The following is an 18,703-nucleotide window of genomic DNA, read 5'->3' as shown; positions in this document are numbered from 1 at the left end:
CTTCCGGATCGGAGATTGGTCTAGAAGGCTGCAACGGCGAGAGTTCGCGCGATGCCGTCGCCCCGTGCCGCCGGTCGAACCGCGCGGCCGCGCATCGGCATCCGCATTGGGGGCACAGGTCGGCACATGCACATGGAGATCAAGCGGGTCGGCATCATCGGCGCAGGCCAGATGGGAAGCGGCATCGCGCAGGTCTGCGCCACGGCCGGCTTCGACGTCCTGCTGAACGATCGTGACCCCGCTCGGCTCGAGAACGGCCTGTCCGTTATCGAGGGCAGCCTCGCCCGCCTCGTTTCGAAGGGAACGATGACGGAGTCCGACAGCGCTGAAGCCCGATCCCGGATCGTGGCCGCGCGGGATTACGGTGCGCTCAGCCCTTGCGACCTCGTCATCGAGGCGGCGACCGAGAACGAGGCCACCAAGCGCGAGATCTTCACCACCCTGTGCGGGTCTCTGCGCCCGGAAACGCTGGTGGCGACGAATACGTCATCGATCTCCATCACCCGGCTGGCCGCGGCGACCGACCGGCCCGAGAAGTTCATCGGCATTCATTTCATGAATCCGGTGCCGGTGATGCAGCTCGTGGAGCTGATCCGCGGTATCGCGACCGAGGATACGACCTACGAATCCGCCAAGGCCTTCATCGCGAAACTCGGCAAGACCTCGACGATGTCGGAGGACTTCCCGGCCTTCATCGTGAATCGCATCCTGCTGCCGATGATCAACGAGGCGATCTACACGCTCTACGAGGGCGTCGGATCGGTCGAGTCGATCGACACCGCCATGAAGCTCGGCGCGAACCACCCGATGGGTCCGCTGCAGCTCGCCGATTTCATCGGTCTCGATACCTGCCTGTCGGTTATGCAGGTGCTGTACGAGGGCTTGGCCGACTCGAAATACCGGCCCTGCCCGTTGCTGGTTAAGTATGTCGAGGCCGGCTGGCTGGGCCGCAAGGCCAAGCGCGGCTTCTACGATTATCGCGGACCGACGCCGATCCCGACCCGCTGATCGCGACGCAGGACGTCGGGGCGGGACGGCTTGTGGAGGCCGTCCCGGGTCACGGTTACTTCGGAGCGCCGTTCGCGCCGGGCTGGGCCGGCTGCGGATAGGACGGGTTGCCGCCGGGAACACCGGTGCTGTTCGTGGACGACGCGCCGCCGGGTTGGCCGGTGACCGAGCCGGTCACTTCCTTACGCGACGCATCCTGGCTCTGGCTGGCGTAGTCCTTCGGGGAATTGGCGCCGTTCCACGTGAGCAGCCYAACGGTGGCGATCGCCAGCAAGACGAGACTCGCCACCAGAACCCAAAGCATGGGCTTTCCGCGCTCGGCCTGACGGCTCTCGTTCGGGTTCAATCTCGGGGCCATCTGCAAAACCTTCCTCGACGGGACGCCACACGCCGAAACGGGCGTTGCGCGACACGATCTCGTTACCGGCCGCCAACGCGGGGCCGTCGAGGCAGGTTCCTGCCGGAGGTCTGGATCACCGCCCGGTGGTCAGAAGGATCTTGCCGAGATGGGTGCTCGATTCCATCAGCTCGTGCGCGGCCTGCGCCTGCTCCAGCGGGAACGTGGCATGGGTGACGGACCGGATGCGCCCACTATCGAGTTCCGGCCAGATGTCTCGGCGGAGGCCGTCGGCGATCGCGGCCTTGTCGGCCTTGGCGCGGGGCCGGAGCGTCGAGCCGGTGAAGGTCAGACGGTTGCGCATGATCGGCGTGATGTTGAGGCCGTCGACCTTGTAGCCGCCCATCAGAGCGATCATCACCAGACGCCCGTCCGGTGCCAGTGACTTGAGGTTGCGGGCGAGGTAGCTCGCCCCGATCATGTCGAGGATGACGTCGACACCGCGTCCGTCGGTGAGACGCTTCACCTCCTCGGCGAAGTCGGCCTGCTTGTAGTCGATCGCGGCCTCCGCCCCGAGTCCTTCGCAGAAGCGGCACTTTTCGGCCGAGCCCGCGGTGGCGAAGACCCGGGCTCCGACATGCTTCGCGATCTGGATCGCGGTGGCACCGATCCCGCTCGATCCCCCATGGACGAGAAAGCTCTCGCCGGGCGCGAGGCGTCCGCGCTGCACGACGTTCGAATAGACCGTGAAGAAGGTCTCGGGCAGGCCACCGGCATCGACCAGGGAGACGGCTTTGGGGCGCGGCAGACAATGGGACGCCTCGGCCAGAGCGTATTCGGCATAGCCGCCACTGATGACCAACGCACAGACCTCGTCGCCGACCGACAGGCCGTCGACCCCGCTGCCAAGGGCGACGATGCGGCCGGCGACTTCGAGGCCGGGAACCTCGGTCGCGCCGGGGGGCGGGGGATACACGCCGGCACGCTGGGCGACATCGGGCCGGTTCACGCCGGCGGCCACGACTTCAATGAGTACCTGCCCGGCCCCGACGCTCGGCACCGCGGCGGTCTCGAGCCGTATCACCTCAGGGCCGCCCGCACCGTCGTAGCGGATCTGTCGCATGGTCTCGGGCAGGTCGGTGCTGGCCATCAACGATCATCCTCAGCGCGCAGGTGGTGACGCCCGCGCTCACGGTGCCGCGGGACCGGCTCTACTTGCGGCAACGGACGCGCTTGGCAAGCCGCCGGGCCGGCGGGCGTCCGTTGCCGGTCCGCATCGCCTACCGGGCAGCCGCCTTCACGGCCGCCGGCAACACGATCTGGCCTTGCGAAAGGCTCTTGGGCCAGATCGCCACCTGCTTGCCGTCCTGCCATTGGGCCATCAGGCCGGTGACGAAGCCCGGGCCGTACTTGATGGAATGCGTGAACGGGTCGTCCTTGCCGTAGAACTGGGTCCGCCCGACGGTACCGACCCAGTCGGTCTTCTCCAGGGCGTCGACGAGCTTGTCGGCCTCCGCGGATCCGGCACGCTTCACCGCATCGGCGGCGTAGTAGACCTGATCGTAGGCCATGTAGCCCGCGTAGGAGGGATCGCTGCCGAAGCGCTTCTTGAACGCGTCGCTGAAGGCCAGGGACTTGTCGGTGATCGCGGCGCCCGGCACCGCGATGCTCTGGAAGATCACGCCCTGCGTGGCGCCATTGGTGTTGGCCCAGAAGGTCGAGGAGGTGGCCTGCGAATTCATGCCGGTCATGGCGAGAGGCACCTGCTGGTTCTGCCACTGCACCGTCGGCTGCACACCGACATGCGAGATGCCGGTGACGATCAGGTCGGGCTTGGCCGCCTCGATCTTGTTGTAGATCGGCGTGAAATCACCCGTGTCCGGCGAGAAGCGAATGTGGTCGACGACCTTCACGCCGATCTCGGGCAGGCATTTCTCGTAGCCGACATCGAGGGGCCGGGTCCAAGCCGCGTCCTCGCTCATGATCGCCGCAGTCTTCACCTTCATCAGGTCGAGCAGCATGTCCTTGGTGGAATCGCAGATCGACTGCGCCAGGGCGGCCGAGGTCAGGTAGCCGTGGAAGGTGTACTTGTTGCGGGCGTAATCCTTGTGAACCGCGAGGCTGATCTCGTTGGAAGCGGCGCCGGGGGTGATCATCGGCGTCTTGAGCCGGGCCGCCCAGGGCATCAGCGCCAGCACCACCTCCGAGATGTAGCTGGCGATGACGAGGTTGACCTTGTCCTCCGAGACCGCCCGCTGGAAGGCGCGGACCGCGTCGGAGGCGGAACTCTTGTCGTCGTAGGTGACGACCTGGATCTGCCGGCCATCGACGCCGCCCTTGGCGTTGATCTCGTCGGCGGCGAGCTGCACCGCCTGCGGGATCGAGGCGCCGACCACGGATTGCGCCTCGGCGATCACGCCGATCCTGATCGGCTCGGCGGCGCGTGCCTGCGTCGATCCCAACAATCCGGCCACTGCTGCAAGGGCCAGGGCTCGACTCGAAACGCTGCGTTCCATCGGCATGGGCTTCCTCCTGCGGCCCGTGCGGCTTTTGCCGCCGCATCGGATCCAGGCCGGCAGTGTGCAACACGTCACCGTGTGAATACAATGTGCAGATACCCGGATGCGTGACACATCGCCTGTCCGCCGTCCGCATGCGGGTCGATCAGGGGCGGAATAGTTGCCGGTGCGGCGATACGCCGGAACAGGGTCTACCCAGTCCCGCACGGCGCCCGTGAACGGCGTGACACCGGGCATGCGGATACCGACCCAGATAGGCCGAGGGCGTCACCGCGTGCCGTACATGCGGTCTCCGGCATCACCCAGGCCTGGAACGATGTATCCGTGGTCGTTCAGGTGGCTGTCGATCGCCGCTGTCCAGACCGGTACGTCGGGGTGGGCAGCCTGGAACTTGGCGAGGCCCTCCGGGGCCGCCAGCAGGCACACGAACCGGAGATCCGAGGCTCCGCGGGCCTTGAGCCTGTCCAGGGCAGCGATCGCCGAGTTCGCGGTGGCCAGGATCGGATCCAGGACCAGCACCGTCCTGTCCGCGAGATCGGACGGAGCCTTGAAGTAGTATTCCACCGCCTCAAGCGTCTCGGGATCTCGGTAGAGCCCGATATGCGCGACGCGGGCCGAGGGAACCAGCGACAGCATCCCGTCGAGGAAGCCGACCCCGGCCCGCAGGATCGGTGCCAGGACGAGCTTCTTGCCCTGGATCTGTCGCCCCTCCATCGGCTGGAGCGGTGTCTCGATGGTCACAGGCTCCAGCGGCAGGTCCCGCGTCACCTCGTAGGCCAAGAGCATCCCGATCTCATTCAGGATCTGCCGAAAGCCCTTGGTCGAGCGGTTCTTATCGCGCAGATGCGTCAGCTTGTGTTGAACAAGCGGGTGATCGACTACGGTGACCCGACCCGTCGGCATGCCCAACCTCTCCCGTTGCGGTTGATGACCCATGCCGGACCCGAGCCCAAGCCGCAACTCGACCGTCTGATCGAGGAGGATCGGCAGAAGCGCCGATGCGACCTGCAAGCCATCAACCGGTCCCTTGGCGCACCGCCCGAGCGACCGACGGCCCCGCGGGGACAACCGGTCACAACACCCATCCTTGCGGGACATGAAAACGATCGCCGGATCAATCCGGCATTCCGCTCATCGATATTTTCTGATCTTATTAATCAATACATATCAAAATGTGTACAGCTCAGACTGGTCGAAGCTGCATTTGATGCTGATAAAAGATGTTTTATATGGCAAAATAATACTACATAATCACGTTTTTGAATGCATTATGATCCATATCTACAATTATATCTCCCATTTTTTCCAATACTTACGGAAATAATCAACTGACATGCGTACCGCAAATCGAATTATGTGCCACTTGCTCATCGTGATACATGATCTAAACTGCATGGATCCCTTGATCGACAACGACGTCGCGTCCTGATTCTCCGGTCTGATCTGTCCCACTCATGCGCCTGACACTCTCACTCAAAGTCATGCTCGCGATCCTGTTCGGTGGGCTCGCGCTGATCTCGGCGGCCCAAGGCGGCCTGTCCCTCCACAATCTCTCTGCGATCAGCGAAGCAGTGACGACCCTCGCCACGGACTGGGTTCCCTCCGTCGCAAAGGTAAGCGCGATCGAAGTAGCCGCATCCGAGGTCCGCATTAAGCAATACAGACTCATCCTGCTCTCGGACACTGCGGAACGCCGCGTGATCAACGAGGCCAATCTCGCAAAGACGCATCCCGATTTGATGGAGGCGCGACGGGACTATCAGTCCTTGATCACCACGCCGGAGGAGCGGGCTCTGTATGCGGAATTCGATGCCTCCTGGTCTCGTTTCGCGGAGGTCGACGGACAGGCGCGCCGCCTGATGGAATCCGGCCGGCCGCAGGAGGCGACGGCTCTGCTGATCCGACCCGACATCGTCGCCCTGTACGACAACGCCCGCGCGGCGCTCGCGCGGCTGGTTGCGTACGATCTGCAAGCTGCGGCTCGGGAGGCCGACACCGCGATGGTCCGAGCAGACACCGCATCGACCGTAGCGGTCGCGGGAATCGGTATGTCGCTCGTTTCGGCCCTTGGGGCGGCGGTCTTCGCGTTGATACACATCACGCGCCCGATCGCGGCGATGACCGGCGCGATGACCAAGCTGGCGGAGGGCTCAACCGGAACCGAAGTCCCGTTTCGTCAGCGCCGCGACGAGATCGGCGCGATGGGTGCCGCCGTCCAGGTCTTCAAGGACAACCTGATCCGCACCCGCCAACTCGAAGCCGAGGCGGAGGAGGCACGGCGAAACGCGGAGACGCAACGCCGGCTCGGTATGCATCACATGGCCGACCAGTTCGCGCGAACCGTGGGCGGAATCATCACCCAGGTGTCGACCTCGGCGACCGAGCTTCAGGGCACCGCCCAGACCATGACGGCCACCGCAGCCGAGACCGCCAGCCAGTCCATGACCGTCGCGGCGGCGGCCGAGCAGGCCGCCGGCAACGTCAACACCGTGGCAGCAGCGGCCGAGGAACTCGGCACGTCCGTCGTCGAGATCGGCCGGCAGGTGGACGGCTCGGCCAAACTCGCGCGCGCGGCCGTCGAAGAGGCGGATCAGACCGGAGCGATGGTTCACGAGCTGAGCGAGGCAGTCTCGCGGATCGGCGATGTCGCCGGGCTCATCTCGACCATCGCGGGCCAGACCAATCTGCTGGCACTCAATGCCACGATCGAGGCGGCCCGCGCGGGCACCGCCGGGCGCGGCTTTGCGGTGGTGGCCACCGAGGTCAAGGCGCTGGCCGAGCAGACCGCCCGCGCCACCGAGGAGATCTCGGGCCAGATCGCCCGGGTCCAGGCCACCACGGGTCAGGCGGTCGGCGCCATCGGGGCCATCACGGCCCGGATCCGTGAGATCGACGCGGTGGCGACCTCGATCGCGGCGGCGGTGGAACAGCAAGGCGCCGCCACCCAGGAGATCGTCCGCAATGTCGGGCAAGCGGCGGCCGGGACCGGCGACGTGACGAACAACATCGTCAGCGTTGCCGGCGCGGCCGAGAAGACCGGTGAAGCCGCCGGTCAGGTGCTGACCGAGGCGTCCCGGCTCTCCGAGCAATCCGAGCACCTGACCGCGGAAGTGGACCGGTTCCTCGAAACGGTCCGTGCGGCGTGACTCCGGGTCGGACATCCGCTCCGGCGGCAAACAGGCACAAAGGCGCGTCCGGGTCGACCGACCCGGACGCCGGTCGTCGAACGGTCAGACCGAGCGACTTTCGCCACCCTCAGTGCGGCGCTTGGCCATGAAGGCATCGAACTGCTCGCGATCCTTGGCCCGCTTGAGTTCCTCGACGAAGTCCGAGAACGCACGGCTTTCTTCCTCGAGAGCCCGCCGCTGCGCCTCCAGACGGTCGAGCTCGGCGCGGCGATAGGCATCGAAGGCGGCGTTGCCGCTGCTGTCACGGCGGCTGGCCGCCTCGAAGGCGCGGGCGAAGCGGGACGCCGGACGCGGGCTCTCGAAATCTGCGACCGCTCGGCGCGCTGCGTCGCGCAGCTCCGCGAAGGCCGGATAGCCGGCAAGCTTCCAGGCGACCAGCGCGAGACCCACGGGCCACCAGTAGATGAAACCGACGACGATCGCGCCGATCTCCAGGGACCGGCGCGGGAAAGGACCCGAGCGGCTGAGCCTGCCGGTCGCCCAGGGGGAAGAGGATTGAGAAGTCACGGCTGTGCTCCGCTGTTCATGTGAACGCGGTTAACATGCGGGTCCGGATCAGACCTTTCAAGGCCGGCCGGCATCACCCTCGCGCTCGTGCGGCCGGGCTGCCCCATGGACGAGGGCCAGGACGCCGGCACGCAGCAGCTCATACTTGTCCGGAAACCCGGGCCCGCGCGGCAGATGCCCAGCTGATGAGAGGGTCGCGAGGCCGTGGGCCAGAGCCCAGACTTCCAAGGCAATGAAGCGGGGTGCCACGCCCCCGAACCCGTCCGTGAACGTCGCCTGCAGCGCCTCGACCAGGAGATCGAAGGGGCTCGGCCTCCCGACCGCCGCGGCCCCAGTCGGGGCCTCGGTTTCCGAGGGGACGGCGTGGAGGCCGCGAGTCTCGAAGATGGCCGCATAGTAGGCCGGCTCCTCCTCGGCGAAGGTCAGATAGGTCTCACCCATGCGGGTAAACCGCTCCAGCGGCGTGCCGCGCGACGTCAAGGCCCGTGCCAGACGTGCGGCAAGCTCCGCGAAACCACGCCCGGCAAGCTCCTCCAGGAGAGCCTCGCGCCCCCGGAAATGACGGTACAACGCCGCCGGCGTCACCCCCACAAGGCGGGCGGCGTCCACGAGCGTGAACCCGCCGATCCCGCGCTCGGCGATGAAGCGGCGCGCGGCCTCGAGGAGAGCCTCCTTCAGATTGCCGTGATGGTAACTTCGCCGGTCATCCGGCCCGTCCCGCCAGGGTCGCAAGATCACTCATCCTTTACGCGCCTCTCGCACCTCATAGAACCAGTCCACTGCTGTCGAGTCCGAAGGCTCGCAAAAGCTGGATTTCGAGAGGTGCAGCCCGGCATGTCCGCTGGGCTCGGCAATGGTTTAAACGGAGCGCGGGCCACGCTTGACCGCGTCGTCCCTGCGTAACACTATTACAATTCGGACGCGGAAGGGTTCGACGGTCTGCTGGAAAAAGGCCGAACATGAAGCCTGGGTCTTAGCACAGCGAGCATCGCAATGGCTTTCGTGAGCCTCAGGGCGTGGCGGGCTCGCTCGGCGGAGCGGGCGGCCCTCGCGTCGCGCCTGAAGGAGGATCTGCGGGCGGCGCTCGGCCTCGGCGAGGCCGACACGCTGGCGATCAACGAGATCGCCTGCGCAGACCCCGGCTGTCCCGACATGGAAACGATCGTCCTGGTCATGCGGGTGGGGGCGGCGACACGGGCGCTGCGCATCCGCCGTCCCCTCGATGCGGTGGAGGCGCAGGATATCGCAGCGCTGGTTGCGGACGACCGGGCGCTCGCCACCGACGTCTCGACAATGTGACTCGGCGCCCGCGCTTTGGGGTCGCAGGGCCTCACGGCCGACGGGACCGTTCAGGCCGCATCGCGTAGCATCCGCCCAAGGCCGCCACCCGCTCCGACGAAGTCCCGAGGGGACGAAGACCATGAACAACCGCCGTCACGTCCTCGCGCTGGCCGGCCTCGCCGTCGCCGCCGCCGTCTCGGTCAATCCGTCAACCCGGGCGATGGCGCTCGAGAGCGCACCGTTCACCGATGCGGCTTTCGAGGCGGCTCAGAAGAGCGGCAAGCCGATCCTGATCGAAGTCAGTGCCCCCTGGTGCCCGATCTGCAAGACCCAGAAACCGATCCTCGCGAAGCTTTCGGCTGAGCCACGCTTCAAGGACCTTCAGATCTTCGAGATCGATTTCGACAGCGCGAAGGATCTGCTGCGGCGCCTGAACGTGCGGATGCAGAGCACGCTGATCGCCTACAAGGGCGCGACGGAGGTCGGCCGTTCGGTGGGGGAAACGCAGCCGGAATGGATCGAGGGCCTCGTCGAAAAGACACTCTAATCCGCCGGCCCCGCGAGGGTTGCCGGTCCGGTCCCGTTCAGGGAAAGGCCGGCATAGGTCCGAGGCGGGCTCGCGCGACGGGTCCGGCGGAGATCCTGAACGGTGTCGACGACCCCTCTGGCAGCTACCCCCCGTCCCGAAGCGATCGTGGCCATTCCCGTGCGCAACGAGGAGGAGCGAATCGCGGCCTGTCTGCGGGCGATCGACGCCCAGGAAGGCGTGGCGGACGGCAGTCTCGGTCTGGTGTTGTTCCTGAACAATTGTACGGACGACACGCAGGCCATCGTCTCGGCGCTGGTACCGACGCTGTCGATCCCGGTGCGCGTGCTGACCGAGGATTTTTCCGGCGCCCATGCCGGTTGGGCGCGACGCAGAGCCATGGATGCCGCGGCCGCATGGCTGGGTGATGCGGGGAATGCGGGGATCATCCTGTCAACCGACGCCGACAGTCGGGTTCCGCCCGACTGGGTCTCCCGCAACCGCGCCGCGATCCGGCAGGGGGCCGATGCCGTCGCGGGCCGGGTCGAACTCGATCCGGCCGAAGCGGCCCTTCTGCCGCCGTCGCTCCCGGCCCGGGGCCGCCTGGAGGATCTCTATGACGCCCTGATCACCGAGGCGGAGGCGCGGATCGACCCCGATCCGCACGACCCCTGGCCGTGCCATCGGACCGCGATCGGCGCGACCCTCGCCGTGACCCGCAGTGCCTACCGACAAGTCGACGGCATGCCGGAGATCCCCCTCGGGGAGGACGGTGCCTTCATCGCGCGGCTCCTGGAGCACGGGCTGCGGGTCCGGCACGCGACCGACGTGTGCGTGACCATCTCGGCCCGCCTTTCCGGGCGCGCCCCGGGTGGTGTCGCCGACACGATCCGCTCGCGCTGCGAGGAGCCGGATGCGCTCTGCGATGCCCGGATGGAGACCTTCGTGCGGGCCGTCCGGCGCTACGTCTGGCGGCGCCGCTTCCGCCGCCTGCACGGGCTCGGGCGGCTCGCCCGGACCGATGCCTGGGCGCGGGCCATCGGCATCGAGCCCGCGGCGGCGCAGAGGATCGCGAACCTGCCCCTCGGACAGGCGATCGCGGAGGCCGAGCGCGCCAGCCCGAAACTGGCCTACCGGCCCATCGGCCCGCGCCAGCTGCCCGGCCAGATCCGGATCGCGCGGTTCGGCATCGCCGTGATCCGCCTCGGTCTCGGGATCGCCGGGTTCGTGCGGCCGATCGCGGGCACTTCCATTACACCCAGAGGGCCGGTGGCCGATCCGCGCAGTAGCCAGATCTGATACGTTCAGGGGTGGCTGTCGAGGACGTCACGCGAAGCCAGGCCGAACCGGCGGCGGAAGGCGCGGCTGAAGGCGGCTGCGTCGGTGAAGCCGCACCCGGCCATCACTGACCCGATCCGGGTCCCGCTCCGGCGTGACCGGCGCCTCTGGTAGGCCCGGTCACGCCGGGCGTCGCGGATCTTGGCCGCCACGCCCTCGTCGCGCGTGAAGGCCGCATAGAGCCGGCTTCGCGAGACGCGCAGCGCGGCCGGCAGCGAATCGGGTCCGAAGGCGGGATCGTGCAGCCGCCGCTCGATATGGGCGAGGGCGAGGGCTCGGATGGCATCGCCGGACAGGTCGTCGTCAGCGTGCGGGCCCTGTCCGTCGGCAAGCGCGCGCAGCAGGTGCAGGATACCTTCCAGGGCCGTACCGGCCTCCGCCTCAGACATGCCGCCCACCGTCTCCGAGAAGGACCGGAGATAGGTCGCGAACAGGCCGCTCAGCGGCGTCGCGCGGAGCTTGCGCCCGGCGAAGGCGTGCGCGAATCCGACCTGCGCCAAGAAGGCGGCGCGGGGCACCTGCAGGCGGATTTCCTCGTAGGCGTCGCGGCTGCCGATGGCGAAGGGCTGGTCCATGGCGTGAACCGTGACGTCGCCGGCGCCCAGCAAGCCGCCGCTGTTGCCCTGCTCGATGAACCCGCTCCCCTGGAGGAGGAGCACGACGGCGATGTCGTCGCCCCCGTCGCGGCGCACGTGGAGGGCGGTCCGCTCGACTGCGATCGGGTTGCTAAGGGTATGCAACATCGCGCCGTGGTCGAAGACCGCGATCCTGCGACCCGCCGCGAATGGGATATCGTCCGCCAGCGGCGTCGCGTCCACGCGCGCCAGCACCGTGCTGCGCCAGTAATCGAAGGCCCGCATCTGTTCCACCGCTTCGGTGGTCTCGATCAGCACCGGAACGGTTTCGCGGACACTCAAAGCACATCGGCCTAAGGCGCCAACGTCGGTCGATGCTCGTCCCAGCGTTGGATGGTTACGCGATAGAGTCGCAGATCAGCCGTCGATACGCAACCTAAGATAAATTTCACGCGCGCCCGGCTCGAATCCCGGTCGCCTGCCGCGCGCCCGCCTCAGTGCTCCGCAGCCGCGACGCGGGCATCGGTCCGCGCGCCTGACGCGTCGGCGAAACGCAGCATCACGGAGCGTCCGTCCCGAGGCGGTGCAGGCAGGCTGGCGCGGAACCGGGCCGTCTCGGTCGCGGCCAGGACGGATCGCGGTGCTGGGATCGAGAAGGTCCGGACGGTGCGACCGCCGGCGTCGCGGATCTCGATGCTCAGGGGCGCCACTGGCGCATCCGACCGGGCGACGCCGACAAGATCACCCTCGACCACGAGTTCCGCGGGCTGGCCGTCGTCGGCGGGGCTGCTGAACGCGACGACGTCGCGGATCTCGATGCCGCGCACGTTCACCGGCAGCCCGAGGCGCGCGAACAGGGAGGCGGTCTGCGGGACGGCCCTGACCACGCTGGTGCGGGCAAGGCAGACCAGCGGCAAGCCCGCCAGGAGCGTCAGGCCGAAGGCCAGCGAGGGTGAAAGACCCGGGATCGCGCGGCGAGCCTTTCCGCCGCGCTTCGGGAATCGGGCAGATCGCGGGACGTTGGGGGCGGCGGCATCCGAGGCTGTCCTCACGGAGGCCGTCGCCTCTTCCCAGGCGGCATCCGCGACCGGGTCCGCCTCGGCATGGGCGGCGAGCTCCGCTTCGTGGCCGGCGAGGACGTCGGCGGGCGTCAGGAACCACGTCTCGCGGCAGGCCGCGCAACGGACCGAGCGGCCCTCCATGCCGACCCTGCCGGCATCGATCCGGTATTCGCTCCCACAGCTCGGACAGGCGATCAGCATACGCGCCATACTCGCATCGATCGGCCGCAGCGGGACCGGAAAGTGAATTCGCTTTAGAAAGTGTCGCCGAACAGGGTTAAGCGGTGGTGAAATCCCGGAGGCCTTGAAAACGCCTGCCGGTGCGGCGATTCCCAGGGCCTGGACAGACGAGACACGGCACGGCCTTGAACCTACAGGCGAGCATGAAGAGCCTGCTGCCCGGTGCGGAGCGGCCGGTGGTGCAGTTCGAAAACGTCGGCATGCGCTACGGCCTCGGGCCGGAGGTGCTGTCCGACGTCAGCTTCCGCATCGCGCCGCGGTCCTTTCAGTTCCTCACCGGCCCCTCGGGGGCCGGTAAGACGACGCTGCTGCGCCTGATCCTGCTGTCAGTGCGGCCGACCCGCGGCCTCGTCTCGATCTTCGGCGAGGAGGTGAGCGGCATCTCCGCCAAGGCACTCACCGGCCTGCGGCGGCGGATGGGCGTGGTGTTCCAGGATTTCCGGCTCCTCGACCATCTCACCACCTACGAGAACGTGGCCTTGCCCCTGCGGGTCCAGGGCCGGGCCGAAGCGAGCTACCGGGCCGAGGTGGTGGAACTGCTGCGCTGGGTCGGCCTCGGCGAGCGCATGCATGCGCTGCCGCCGCTGCTGTCGGGCGGCGAGAAGCAGCGCGCGGCCATCGCCCGGGCGCTGATCGCCCGGCCCGACCTGCTGCTCGCTGACGAGCCCACCGGCAACGTCGATCCGGGGCTCGGCCGACGGCTGCTTCGGCTGTTCCTGGAGCTGAACAAGCTCGGAACCTCGGTCATCATCGCGACCCACGATTTCGGCATCATGGACGCCGTCGATGCCCGCCGGATGGTGCTGGGCGAAGGCCGCCTGCGGGTCGAGGAATGAGTACGCAGGCGATACCACGGGCGAAGCCCGGCGCCCCGGCGATGCCGCCGGATCCGTCGATGCCGGCCAACCTGCGCCGCAACGCCCCCCTGGTCCCGACCGACACCGCGGCGGGCCGGTCTCTGGCCGCGGTCATCGCGATCCTCACCTTCCTGGCGGGGCTCTGCGCCGGCGCGGCCGAGATGGTGGCGGCGAACGCCTCCCAATGGCAGGGCGACGTGGCGCGCGAGGTCACGATCCAGGTGCGGCCGGGTCCCGGCCGCGACGTCGACGCGGACGTGGCCCGGGCCGACGGCATCGCCAAGGCGGAGCCGGGGATCGCGGAGACGCGGGTTTTCAGCAAGGCCGAGGCGGAGCGCCTGCTCGAACCGTGGCTCGGGAGCGGGCTCGACCTGACGGATCTTCCGGTCCCACGGCTGATCGCCCTCAAACTCGCCAGCGGCCAGGGTGCGGACCTGAAGCGCCTGCGCACCCGCCTCGTCGAAGCCCTGCCGGGCGTCGCAAGCCTGGACGACCACGCCCTCTGGCTGCAACGGCTCTCGACCGCCGCGAACGCTTTCGTGGGCATCGGGATCGGGCTCGTGCTGCTCGTCCTCATCGCCACCGGACTGGCGGTGACCTTCGCGACCCGCGGCGCCATGGCCAGCAACCGCGAGGTCGTCGAGGTCCTTCACTTCGTGGGTGCTGACGACGACTACATCGCCCGGGCCTTCCAGCGGCGGTTCTTCGGCCTCGGCCTGCGCGGCGGGGCGATCGGAGCCGGATTGGCGATCGCGGCGTTCGTGATCGCTGGTCTGCTGGCCCGGGCCGCGCGCTCAGGCCCGGCCGGCCAGGAGGTTGAGGCGTTGTTCGGCGCTTTCCATATCGGCGTGCGGGGCTATGCCAGCGTCATGTTGATCGGAGTGATCGCGTCGGTCGTCACCGGCGTCGTCTCGCGCGTGACGGTGCGGCGGTTCCTGGCTTGAGGCGGCCTACTCTGTCGATCACATGGAAATGGAGGGTGTTAAGAGGTCGTTTACCAACTGGAAACCTAATCGGAGCGGTGTGGAAGCGGCCGACGGCGCTGCCTCCGGGCCGCCGCAATCGGCGCCGATCCTCCGGAGGATGACCACGCGTATGCTGCGCGCATCGGATCCGCCCTTGACCGACACGGTCGGCTGGGCCTGGCACGAGTGGGGTCTCCCGCGGCGTGCCGTCGCGCGGTCGCGGCTGCCGCACCGGCGGCGGATCGCCCTCTGGACCTGCATCCTCGGCGCCGGTCTCGGAGCGCTGGCGCTGTTTGCCGGATTCCTCATCTTCGTCAGCGCGCTTGCCCGCCACGAGCGCTCGCCCGCCGACCGGGCGGACGGGATCGTGGCGCTGACAGGCGGCGCGCAGCGGATCGGCGATGCCATCGATCTGCTCGCCGGCGGCTATGGCCGGCGCCTGCTCATCACAGGCGTCAACGAGCGGACCAGCCGCGACGAGATCGCTCGGCTGAACCCGACGCAACGCGCTCTGATTGCCTGTTGCGTCGACCTCGATTACCGAGCGCGGAACACGATCGGAAACGCCATCGAGACCCGGCGCTGGATGCGGGCGCACCGCTTCAGCACCGTCGCGGTCGTGACCTCGAACTACCACATGCCGCGGACGCTGATCGAACTCGATCACGCCCTGCAGGACAGCGACCGCGTCCTGCCGCATCCGGTTGTGACCGAAGCGTTCAATGCCGACCGCTGGTGRCAGAGTCCGCCTGCGGCGCGGCTCCTGGCCTCCGAATATGTCAAGTTCCTGGTGAGTTGGGTGCGCACGCGGTTCGAGGCCGATCCGGAGCGCTCCCGGGCCGCAATCCTGATCGGCCGCGGCAAGCCGGTGAAGATGGTGGCCGAGCCGTTGATGATACGCGGCGTGGACTGACCATACCTTTTGGGCTCAAAACCGAGCCGGCACGGCCGATCCCGGGGCCGGATTCAGGCCTATTGCGTGTCGTCGGGATGGATAAGACGCCCCGGCAACGCGCCTACAGGCCCTTGCAGCGCGCCTTGATCGCCGTGGAAAATTCCCGGTCGGATCCCTGGACCTGGGCGAGACGCTCATTGCGCTCCGAACCCGAGAGGCAGCGACCGTAGACGCTCGCGACACGCCGCATGGTCTCGACGTGACGGCGCCAGATGCGGCAATTCTTGGCGTCGTCGCCGTCGGCCTGCTCCAGCTGATCGACGGCCTGCCGCTGCATCGACTGCGCGACGAGGATATCGCGCGCACAGGTCGTGTCACCCTGGGCGGCGGCCGGCCCCAGAAGGGCGACCGCCAGGGCGAGAGCGGCGGCGGCTCGGCAGATCGGCATCATCAGGCGGCCTGCGGAGCCGTCGAACGAGTCAGGAGGGCGTAAAGGGCTCCCGCATCCCGGGCGGCGCGGATATGGGCGAGCATTCCGGGCTCGCGCAGGATACGGGCCACCTGCGCGAGAGCCTTCAGATGATCGGCGCCCGCCCCTTCCGGCGCGAGCAGGAGAAAGGCGATGTCCACCGGCTGCCCGTCGAGGGCCTCGAAATCCACCGGTCGGTCGAACCGGGCGAACAATCCGAACAGACGATCCAGTCCGGGGAGCTTGCCGTGCGGGATCGCCACACCGTCGCCGATCCCGGTCGATCCGAGCCGCTCGCGCTGCAGAAGGGTGTCGAAGACGGGCCGCTCGCCGAGCGCCGGCAGACGCCGCGCAGCCTGTGCCGCGAGATCCTGCAGCACCTGCTTCTTGGCGCGCGCGCGCAAAGCCGGCACGACCGACTCGGGGTCGAGAAATTCCAGAACTGGCATCGAACGACCGTTGCCCCGTCGCCCGTCCGCGAGGAACCGGGCCTCGCCGCAGGGGGGTCAATGACCGTTCCGGCCACGGCCCCGCTGCATCAATAGGTGGGACGAACCGCCGGTTCCGGCTCCGTTCCCCCACCCGCAAAGTCACTCGGCGGCGTTCGGCGGGTCCACCCAACCGATCGCGCCGTCGCTGCGCCGATATACGACGTTGACGCGGCCGGTGCCAGCGTGGACGAACACGACCACCGGAGATCCGGTCATGTCGAGTGCCGTCACCGCCTCGCCGATGGTGCGGCGCTGGAGGGTCTTGGTGCTCTCCGCGACGATCGGCGGATGGGCATCCCCGTCTACGGCCTCGTCGATTTCCTCAGCGGGCGCCGCGAACACCGCGTATGCGGCCTCGACCGCCACATCGTCGCCCGGGCCGGTGGCGTGCTGCTTGAGCTTGTGCTTGTAGCGGCGCAGACGGGTCTCGAGGCGCTCCGCGGTCTGTTCGAAGCTCGACCGCGCATCGTGGGCGAAGCCGTTCGCCTCGATCGTCAGACCCGATACGAGGTGCAGCACGCAATCCGTCCGGAAAGCAGCGCCGTCGCGCCGGAGCGTGACGTGGCCCTTACAGGAATCGTGCATGTGCGAGTCGAGATATTTGGCCTGAATCGCGGACATCCGCTCTTCGACGCGGCCACGCAGACTCTCGCCGAGATCCACGCCGTGGCCAGTGACTCGCATCGATCCCATGCTGCCTCCCCCGTTCCGATGTAGTCGGCCGAATTAGAGAGCCGGCTCGGGTTAAGTCAACGGAGCCACTTGCGGTTCAGCGGGTTGCTTAACCCGGGGTTCAGCCGCGCTGCGTGTATACGGGGGCCTGCCCAGACGTGAGACGACCGCCTGCATGACGATCGATGCCGGACTTCCCGCTGCCCCGTCACGCCGCACCCTGCTGGTCGGCGCGCTTGGTGCTGCCGCAGGATTACTCCCGTCGCACCCGCGGGCGGCGGAGCCCGAGAAGGGGCCGGCTCTTCCCGGCAAGGGCGAGGCCTTCGAGGCGGACACGCTGATTGAACTGGCACGCGCCCGGGCCGCAGCCGCCTATGTCGGACCGAAGACCGGCGACGTTCCCGCGGTTTTGAAGAGCCTGTCGCGCGAGGCCTACGAGGCGATTCACCCGGCCGATGGGCGGGCGATCTGGGCCAATGAGGGTGTCGGCTACGTGCTCGAGCCGCTGTTGCGGGGCTCGATCTTCGAAACCCCGGTGGCGCTGTTCGTCGTGGACAACGGGCTGGTCCAGCCGATCACCTACGACAAGGCGGCCTTCGCAGCGCCTGGGATCGACCTGCCGGATCTCGACGCGGCGGCGGCGTTCTCGGGCTTCCGCCTGCGCGCGCAGTTCGCGGGCGCCGACGGCGTATCGAATTTCGCGCTGTTCCAGGGCGCCTCGTTCTTCCGCCTCGTGGCGGAAGGCCAGGATTTCGGCATCAATGCGCGGGCGCTCGCGCTGCGGCCGGCCGATTCCCGGGGTGAGGAGTTCCCGCTGTTCCGGGCTCTGTTCATCGAGATGCCCACGCCCGGTCAACCGGTGGTGGTCCACGCCCTCGCCGATTCCGAATCGGCGACGGCGGCGTTCAAGATCACCCTGACGCCCGGCCGCGACGTATCCACCGCGGCGATCGACGGCACGGTCTTTGCCCGGGCCGAGCTCGACCATATCGGGCTCGGCGGCATGCAGGGTAGCTACCTGTTCGGCCCGCTCGACCGGAACCGTGTCGACGACCTGCGGAACGCGGCCTACTCGGTGGAGGGTCTGGCGATCCACAACGGCTACGGCGAGCCGATCTGGCGCCCCGTCCACAACCCCGAGGCGCTCCAGGTCTCGGCGTTCGTCGACCGCGGACCGAAAGGCTTCGGGCTGATGCAGCGCGCCCGCGCCTACGACGATTTCGAGGACGACCGGCGCCACTGGGAGCAACGGCCCTCCCTGTGGTTGGAGCCGCAGGATGACTGGAATGAGGGCACGGTGACGCTGCTCGAGATTCCGACCGATTCCGAGCTGAACGAGAACGTGTTCGCGTATTGGCGCCCCAAGGCGAAGCTCGCCAAGGGCGGGACGATGCGGTTCAAATGCCGTCAGCACTGGTCAAAGGGATGGCCTGATCCGCTGCCTCCGGAGATTGCACGGGTACGCGAGAGCCGCTGCGGCCACGGCAGCACGGGCAATCGGCGCCTTTTCGCGGTCGATTTCGAAGGCGACAGCCTGTTCCAGCCGGGGGCGATCGACGTGGACGTCAGTGCCTCGGCCGGGACGATCACACGTCAGGACCGATACCGTTATCCCGAGCGCAAAACCCTCAGGATCCTGTTCGAACTCGATCCCGGCAGCGAGCGCGCGAGCGAACTGCGCCTGGCGTTGCGGCGGAATCAGACCCGGGTCAGCGAGACCTGGCTGTTCCGCTGGACGCCGTGACCACCCGCCAGAGACAACTTCGAGGATAAG

At 67.9% G+C, this 18,703-nt stretch carries 20 protein-coding genes; 9 read left to right on the top strand and 11 right to left on the bottom strand.

Translation table 11 applies throughout. The annotated features are described in order from the left end of the window. The first annotated feature begins 126 nt into the window (after positions 1 to 126). Positions 127 to 1,008, top strand: coding sequence for a 3-hydroxybutyryl-CoA dehydrogenase (locus tag ACXJKQ_RS12290; RefSeq protein ID WP_457106036.1), 882 nt, complete (start codon positions 127 to 129; stop codon positions 1,006 to 1,008). Positions 1,009 to 1,063: 55 nt separating this feature from the next. Here ACXJKQ_RS12290 and ACXJKQ_RS12285 read toward each other — a convergent pair whose 3' ends face one another. From ACXJKQ_RS12285 to upp, 4 genes are all read right to left on the bottom strand, one after another. Next, positions 1,064 to 1,366, bottom strand: coding sequence for a hypothetical protein (locus tag ACXJKQ_RS12285; RefSeq protein WP_457106017.1), 303 nt, complete (start codon positions 1,364 to 1,366; stop codon positions 1,064 to 1,066). A gap of 115 nt (positions 1,367 to 1,481) precedes the next feature. Further along, positions 1,482 to 2,495 (bottom strand): NAD(P)H-quinone oxidoreductase, encoded by a 1,014-nt coding sequence (locus ACXJKQ_RS12280; protein WP_457106016.1) that lies wholly within the window; start codon positions 2,493 to 2,495, stop codon positions 1,482 to 1,484. Between the two features lie 130 nt (positions 2,496 to 2,625). Then, on the bottom strand, positions 2,626 to 3,867 hold the full coding sequence (locus ACXJKQ_RS12275) for an ABC transporter substrate-binding protein (protein ID WP_457106015.1): 1,242 nt from the start codon (positions 3,865 to 3,867) through the stop codon (positions 2,626 to 2,628). Between the two features lie 264 nt (positions 3,868 to 4,131). Next, positions 4,132 to 4,767, bottom strand: coding sequence for a uracil phosphoribosyltransferase (gene upp, locus ACXJKQ_RS12270; RefSeq protein WP_457106014.1), 636 nt, complete (start codon positions 4,765 to 4,767; stop codon positions 4,132 to 4,134). 551 nt (positions 4,768 to 5,318) lie between these two features. Between upp and ACXJKQ_RS12265 the strand changes: the two genes are divergently transcribed. Further along, positions 5,319 to 7,010: a methyl-accepting chemotaxis protein gene (locus ACXJKQ_RS12265; protein ID WP_457106013.1), complete on the top strand. Its 1,692-nt coding sequence runs from the start codon at positions 5,319 to 5,321 to the stop codon at positions 7,008 to 7,010. Positions 7,011 to 7,094: 84 nt separating this feature from the next. Here the strand turns inward: ACXJKQ_RS12265 and ACXJKQ_RS12260 are convergent, their stop codons facing one another. Next, positions 7,095 to 7,559, bottom strand: coding sequence for a DUF2852 domain-containing protein (locus ACXJKQ_RS12260; RefSeq protein ID WP_457106012.1), 465 nt, complete (start codon positions 7,557 to 7,559; stop codon positions 7,095 to 7,097). Between the two features lie 57 nt (positions 7,560 to 7,616). Further along, positions 7,617 to 8,291, bottom strand: a complete 675-nt coding sequence (locus ACXJKQ_RS12255; protein ID WP_457106011.1) for a TetR/AcrR family transcriptional regulator — start codon at positions 8,289 to 8,291, stop codon at positions 7,617 to 7,619. 261 nt (positions 8,292 to 8,552) lie between these two features. Here ACXJKQ_RS12255 and ACXJKQ_RS12250 point away from each other — a divergent pair, with 261 nt between their 5' ends. From ACXJKQ_RS12250 to ACXJKQ_RS12240, 3 genes are all read left to right on the top strand, one after another. Next, entirely contained in the window at positions 8,553 to 8,858 is a 306-nt protein-coding gene (locus ACXJKQ_RS12250; RefSeq protein ID WP_457106010.1) for a hypothetical protein, read from the top strand. 121 nt (positions 8,859 to 8,979) lie between these two features. Beyond that, the gene (locus ACXJKQ_RS12245; protein WP_457106009.1) at positions 8,980 to 9,387 is read left to right on the top strand and encodes a thioredoxin family protein; all 408 of its coding nucleotides are present in this window, start codon (positions 8,980 to 8,982) and stop codon (positions 9,385 to 9,387) included. A 102-nt stretch (positions 9,388 to 9,489) separates the two neighbouring features. Continuing rightward, positions 9,490 to 10,665 (top strand): glycosyltransferase, encoded by a 1,176-nt coding sequence (locus ACXJKQ_RS12240; RefSeq protein WP_457106008.1) that lies wholly within the window; start codon positions 9,490 to 9,492, stop codon positions 10,663 to 10,665. A 5-nt stretch (positions 10,666 to 10,670) separates the two neighbouring features. On the opposite strand, the gene ACXJKQ_RS12235 is transcribed toward ACXJKQ_RS12240, so the two are convergent. Then, on the bottom strand, positions 10,671 to 11,621 hold the full coding sequence (locus ACXJKQ_RS12235) for an AraC-like ligand-binding domain-containing protein (RefSeq protein WP_457106007.1): 951 nt from the start codon (positions 11,619 to 11,621) through the stop codon (positions 10,671 to 10,673). Positions 11,622 to 11,773: 152 nt separating this feature from the next. Further along, the gene (locus tag ACXJKQ_RS12230; RefSeq protein WP_457106035.1) at positions 11,774 to 12,541 is read right to left on the bottom strand and encodes a zinc-ribbon domain-containing protein; all 768 of its coding nucleotides are present in this window, start codon (positions 12,539 to 12,541) and stop codon (positions 11,774 to 11,776) included. 182 nt (positions 12,542 to 12,723) lie between these two features. On the opposite strand from ACXJKQ_RS12230, the gene ftsE reads away from it, so the two are divergent. The 3 genes from ftsE to ACXJKQ_RS12215 all read left to right on the top strand — a co-directional run bounded on the left by ftsE (position 12,724) and on the right by ACXJKQ_RS12215 (position 15,315). Then, the gene (gene ftsE, locus ACXJKQ_RS12225; RefSeq protein WP_457106006.1) at positions 12,724 to 13,416 is read left to right on the top strand and encodes a cell division ATP-binding protein FtsE; all 693 of its coding nucleotides are present in this window, start codon (positions 12,724 to 12,726) and stop codon (positions 13,414 to 13,416) included. A gap of 41 nt (positions 13,417 to 13,457) precedes the next feature. Further along, positions 13,458 to 14,381: a cell division protein FtsX gene (locus tag ACXJKQ_RS12220; protein WP_457106034.1), complete on the top strand. Its 924-nt coding sequence runs from the start codon at positions 13,458 to 13,460 to the stop codon at positions 14,379 to 14,381. 151 nt (positions 14,382 to 14,532) lie between these two features. Continuing rightward, positions 14,533 to 15,315 carry a YdcF family protein gene (locus tag ACXJKQ_RS12215; protein WP_457106033.1) on the top strand — a complete coding sequence of 261 codons (783 nt, stop codon included), beginning with the start codon at positions 14,533 to 14,535 and terminating at the stop codon, positions 15,313 to 15,315. Positions 15,316 to 15,418: 103 nt separating this feature from the next. Here the strand turns inward: ACXJKQ_RS12215 and ACXJKQ_RS12210 are convergent, their stop codons facing one another. The 3 genes from ACXJKQ_RS12210 to ACXJKQ_RS12200 all read right to left on the bottom strand — a co-directional run bounded on the left by ACXJKQ_RS12210 (position 15,419) and on the right by ACXJKQ_RS12200 (position 16,950). Continuing rightward, positions 15,419 to 15,745, bottom strand: coding sequence for a hypothetical protein (locus ACXJKQ_RS12210; RefSeq protein ID WP_457106032.1), 327 nt, complete (start codon positions 15,743 to 15,745; stop codon positions 15,419 to 15,421). A gap of 2 nt (positions 15,746 to 15,747) precedes the next feature. After that, positions 15,748 to 16,215, bottom strand: coding sequence for a PTS IIA-like nitrogen regulatory protein PtsN (gene ptsN / locus ACXJKQ_RS12205; RefSeq protein WP_012319935.1), 468 nt, complete (start codon positions 16,213 to 16,215; stop codon positions 15,748 to 15,750). Between the two features lie 141 nt (positions 16,216 to 16,356). Beyond that, entirely contained in the window at positions 16,357 to 16,950 is a 594-nt protein-coding gene (locus ACXJKQ_RS12200) for a ribosome hibernation promotion factor (protein WP_457106005.1), read from the bottom strand. Between the two features lie 154 nt (positions 16,951 to 17,104). Here ACXJKQ_RS12200 and ACXJKQ_RS12195 point away from each other — a divergent pair, with 154 nt between their 5' ends. Then, complete coding sequence (locus tag ACXJKQ_RS12195; RefSeq protein ID WP_457106004.1) at positions 17,105 to 18,673, top strand: glucan biosynthesis protein D; 1,569 nt, start codon at positions 17,105 to 17,107, stop codon at positions 18,671 to 18,673. Positions 18,674 to 18,703 lie beyond the last annotated feature (30 nt).

Source organism: Methylobacterium sp. P5_C11 (assembly GCF_054049775.1).
Note: the sequence above shows the minus strand (reverse complement) of the source record. Positions and strands in the feature narration are given on the sequence as shown.

What these genes read in the sequence shown, in the direction of transcription:
- ACXJKQ_RS12290 (WP_457106036.1), top strand. Translation starts at nt 127, where the DNA reads ATGCACATGGAGATCAAGCGGGTCGGCATCATCGGCGCAGGCCAGATG.
- ACXJKQ_RS12280 (WP_457106016.1), bottom strand. Translation starts at nt 2,495, where the DNA reads ATGGCCAGCACCGACCTGCCCGAGACCATGCGACAGATCCGCTACGAC.
- ACXJKQ_RS12275 (WP_457106015.1), bottom strand. Translation starts at nt 3,867, where the DNA reads ATGCCGATGGAACGCAGCGTTTCGAGTCGAGCCCTGGCCCTTGCAGCA.
- upp (WP_457106014.1), bottom strand. Translation starts at nt 4,767, where the DNA reads ATGCCGACGGGTCGGGTCACCGTAGTCGATCACCCGCTTGTTCAACAC.
- ACXJKQ_RS12265 (WP_457106013.1), top strand. Translation starts at nt 5,319, where the DNA reads ATGCGCCTGACACTCTCACTCAAAGTCATGCTCGCGATCCTGTTCGGT.
- ACXJKQ_RS12250 (WP_457106010.1), top strand. Translation starts at nt 8,553, where the DNA reads ATGGCTTTCGTGAGCCTCAGGGCGTGGCGGGCTCGCTCGGCGGAGCGG.
- ACXJKQ_RS12245 (WP_457106009.1), top strand. Translation starts at nt 8,980, where the DNA reads ATGAACAACCGCCGTCACGTCCTCGCGCTGGCCGGCCTCGCCGTCGCC.
- ACXJKQ_RS12230 (WP_457106035.1), bottom strand. Translation starts at nt 12,541, where the DNA reads ATGCTGATCGCCTGTCCGAGCTGTGGGAGCGAATACCGGATCGATGCC.
- ftsE (WP_457106006.1), top strand. Translation starts at nt 12,724, where the DNA reads ATGAAGAGCCTGCTGCCCGGTGCGGAGCGGCCGGTGGTGCAGTTCGAA.
- ACXJKQ_RS12220 (WP_457106034.1), top strand. Translation starts at nt 13,458, where the DNA reads ATGCCGCCGGATCCGTCGATGCCGGCCAACCTGCGCCGCAACGCCCCC.
- ACXJKQ_RS12210 (WP_457106032.1), bottom strand. Translation starts at nt 15,745, where the DNA reads ATGCCGATCTGCCGAGCCGCCGCCGCTCTCGCCCTGGCGGTCGCCCTT.
- ptsN (WP_012319935.1), bottom strand. Translation starts at nt 16,215, where the DNA reads ATGCCAGTTCTGGAATTTCTCGACCCCGAGTCGGTCGTGCCGGCTTTG.
- ACXJKQ_RS12200 (WP_457106005.1), bottom strand. Translation starts at nt 16,950, where the DNA reads ATGGGATCGATGCGAGTCACTGGCCACGGCGTGGATCTCGGCGAGAGT.
- ACXJKQ_RS12195 (WP_457106004.1), top strand. Translation starts at nt 17,105, where the DNA reads ATGACGATCGATGCCGGACTTCCCGCTGCCCCGTCACGCCGCACCCTG.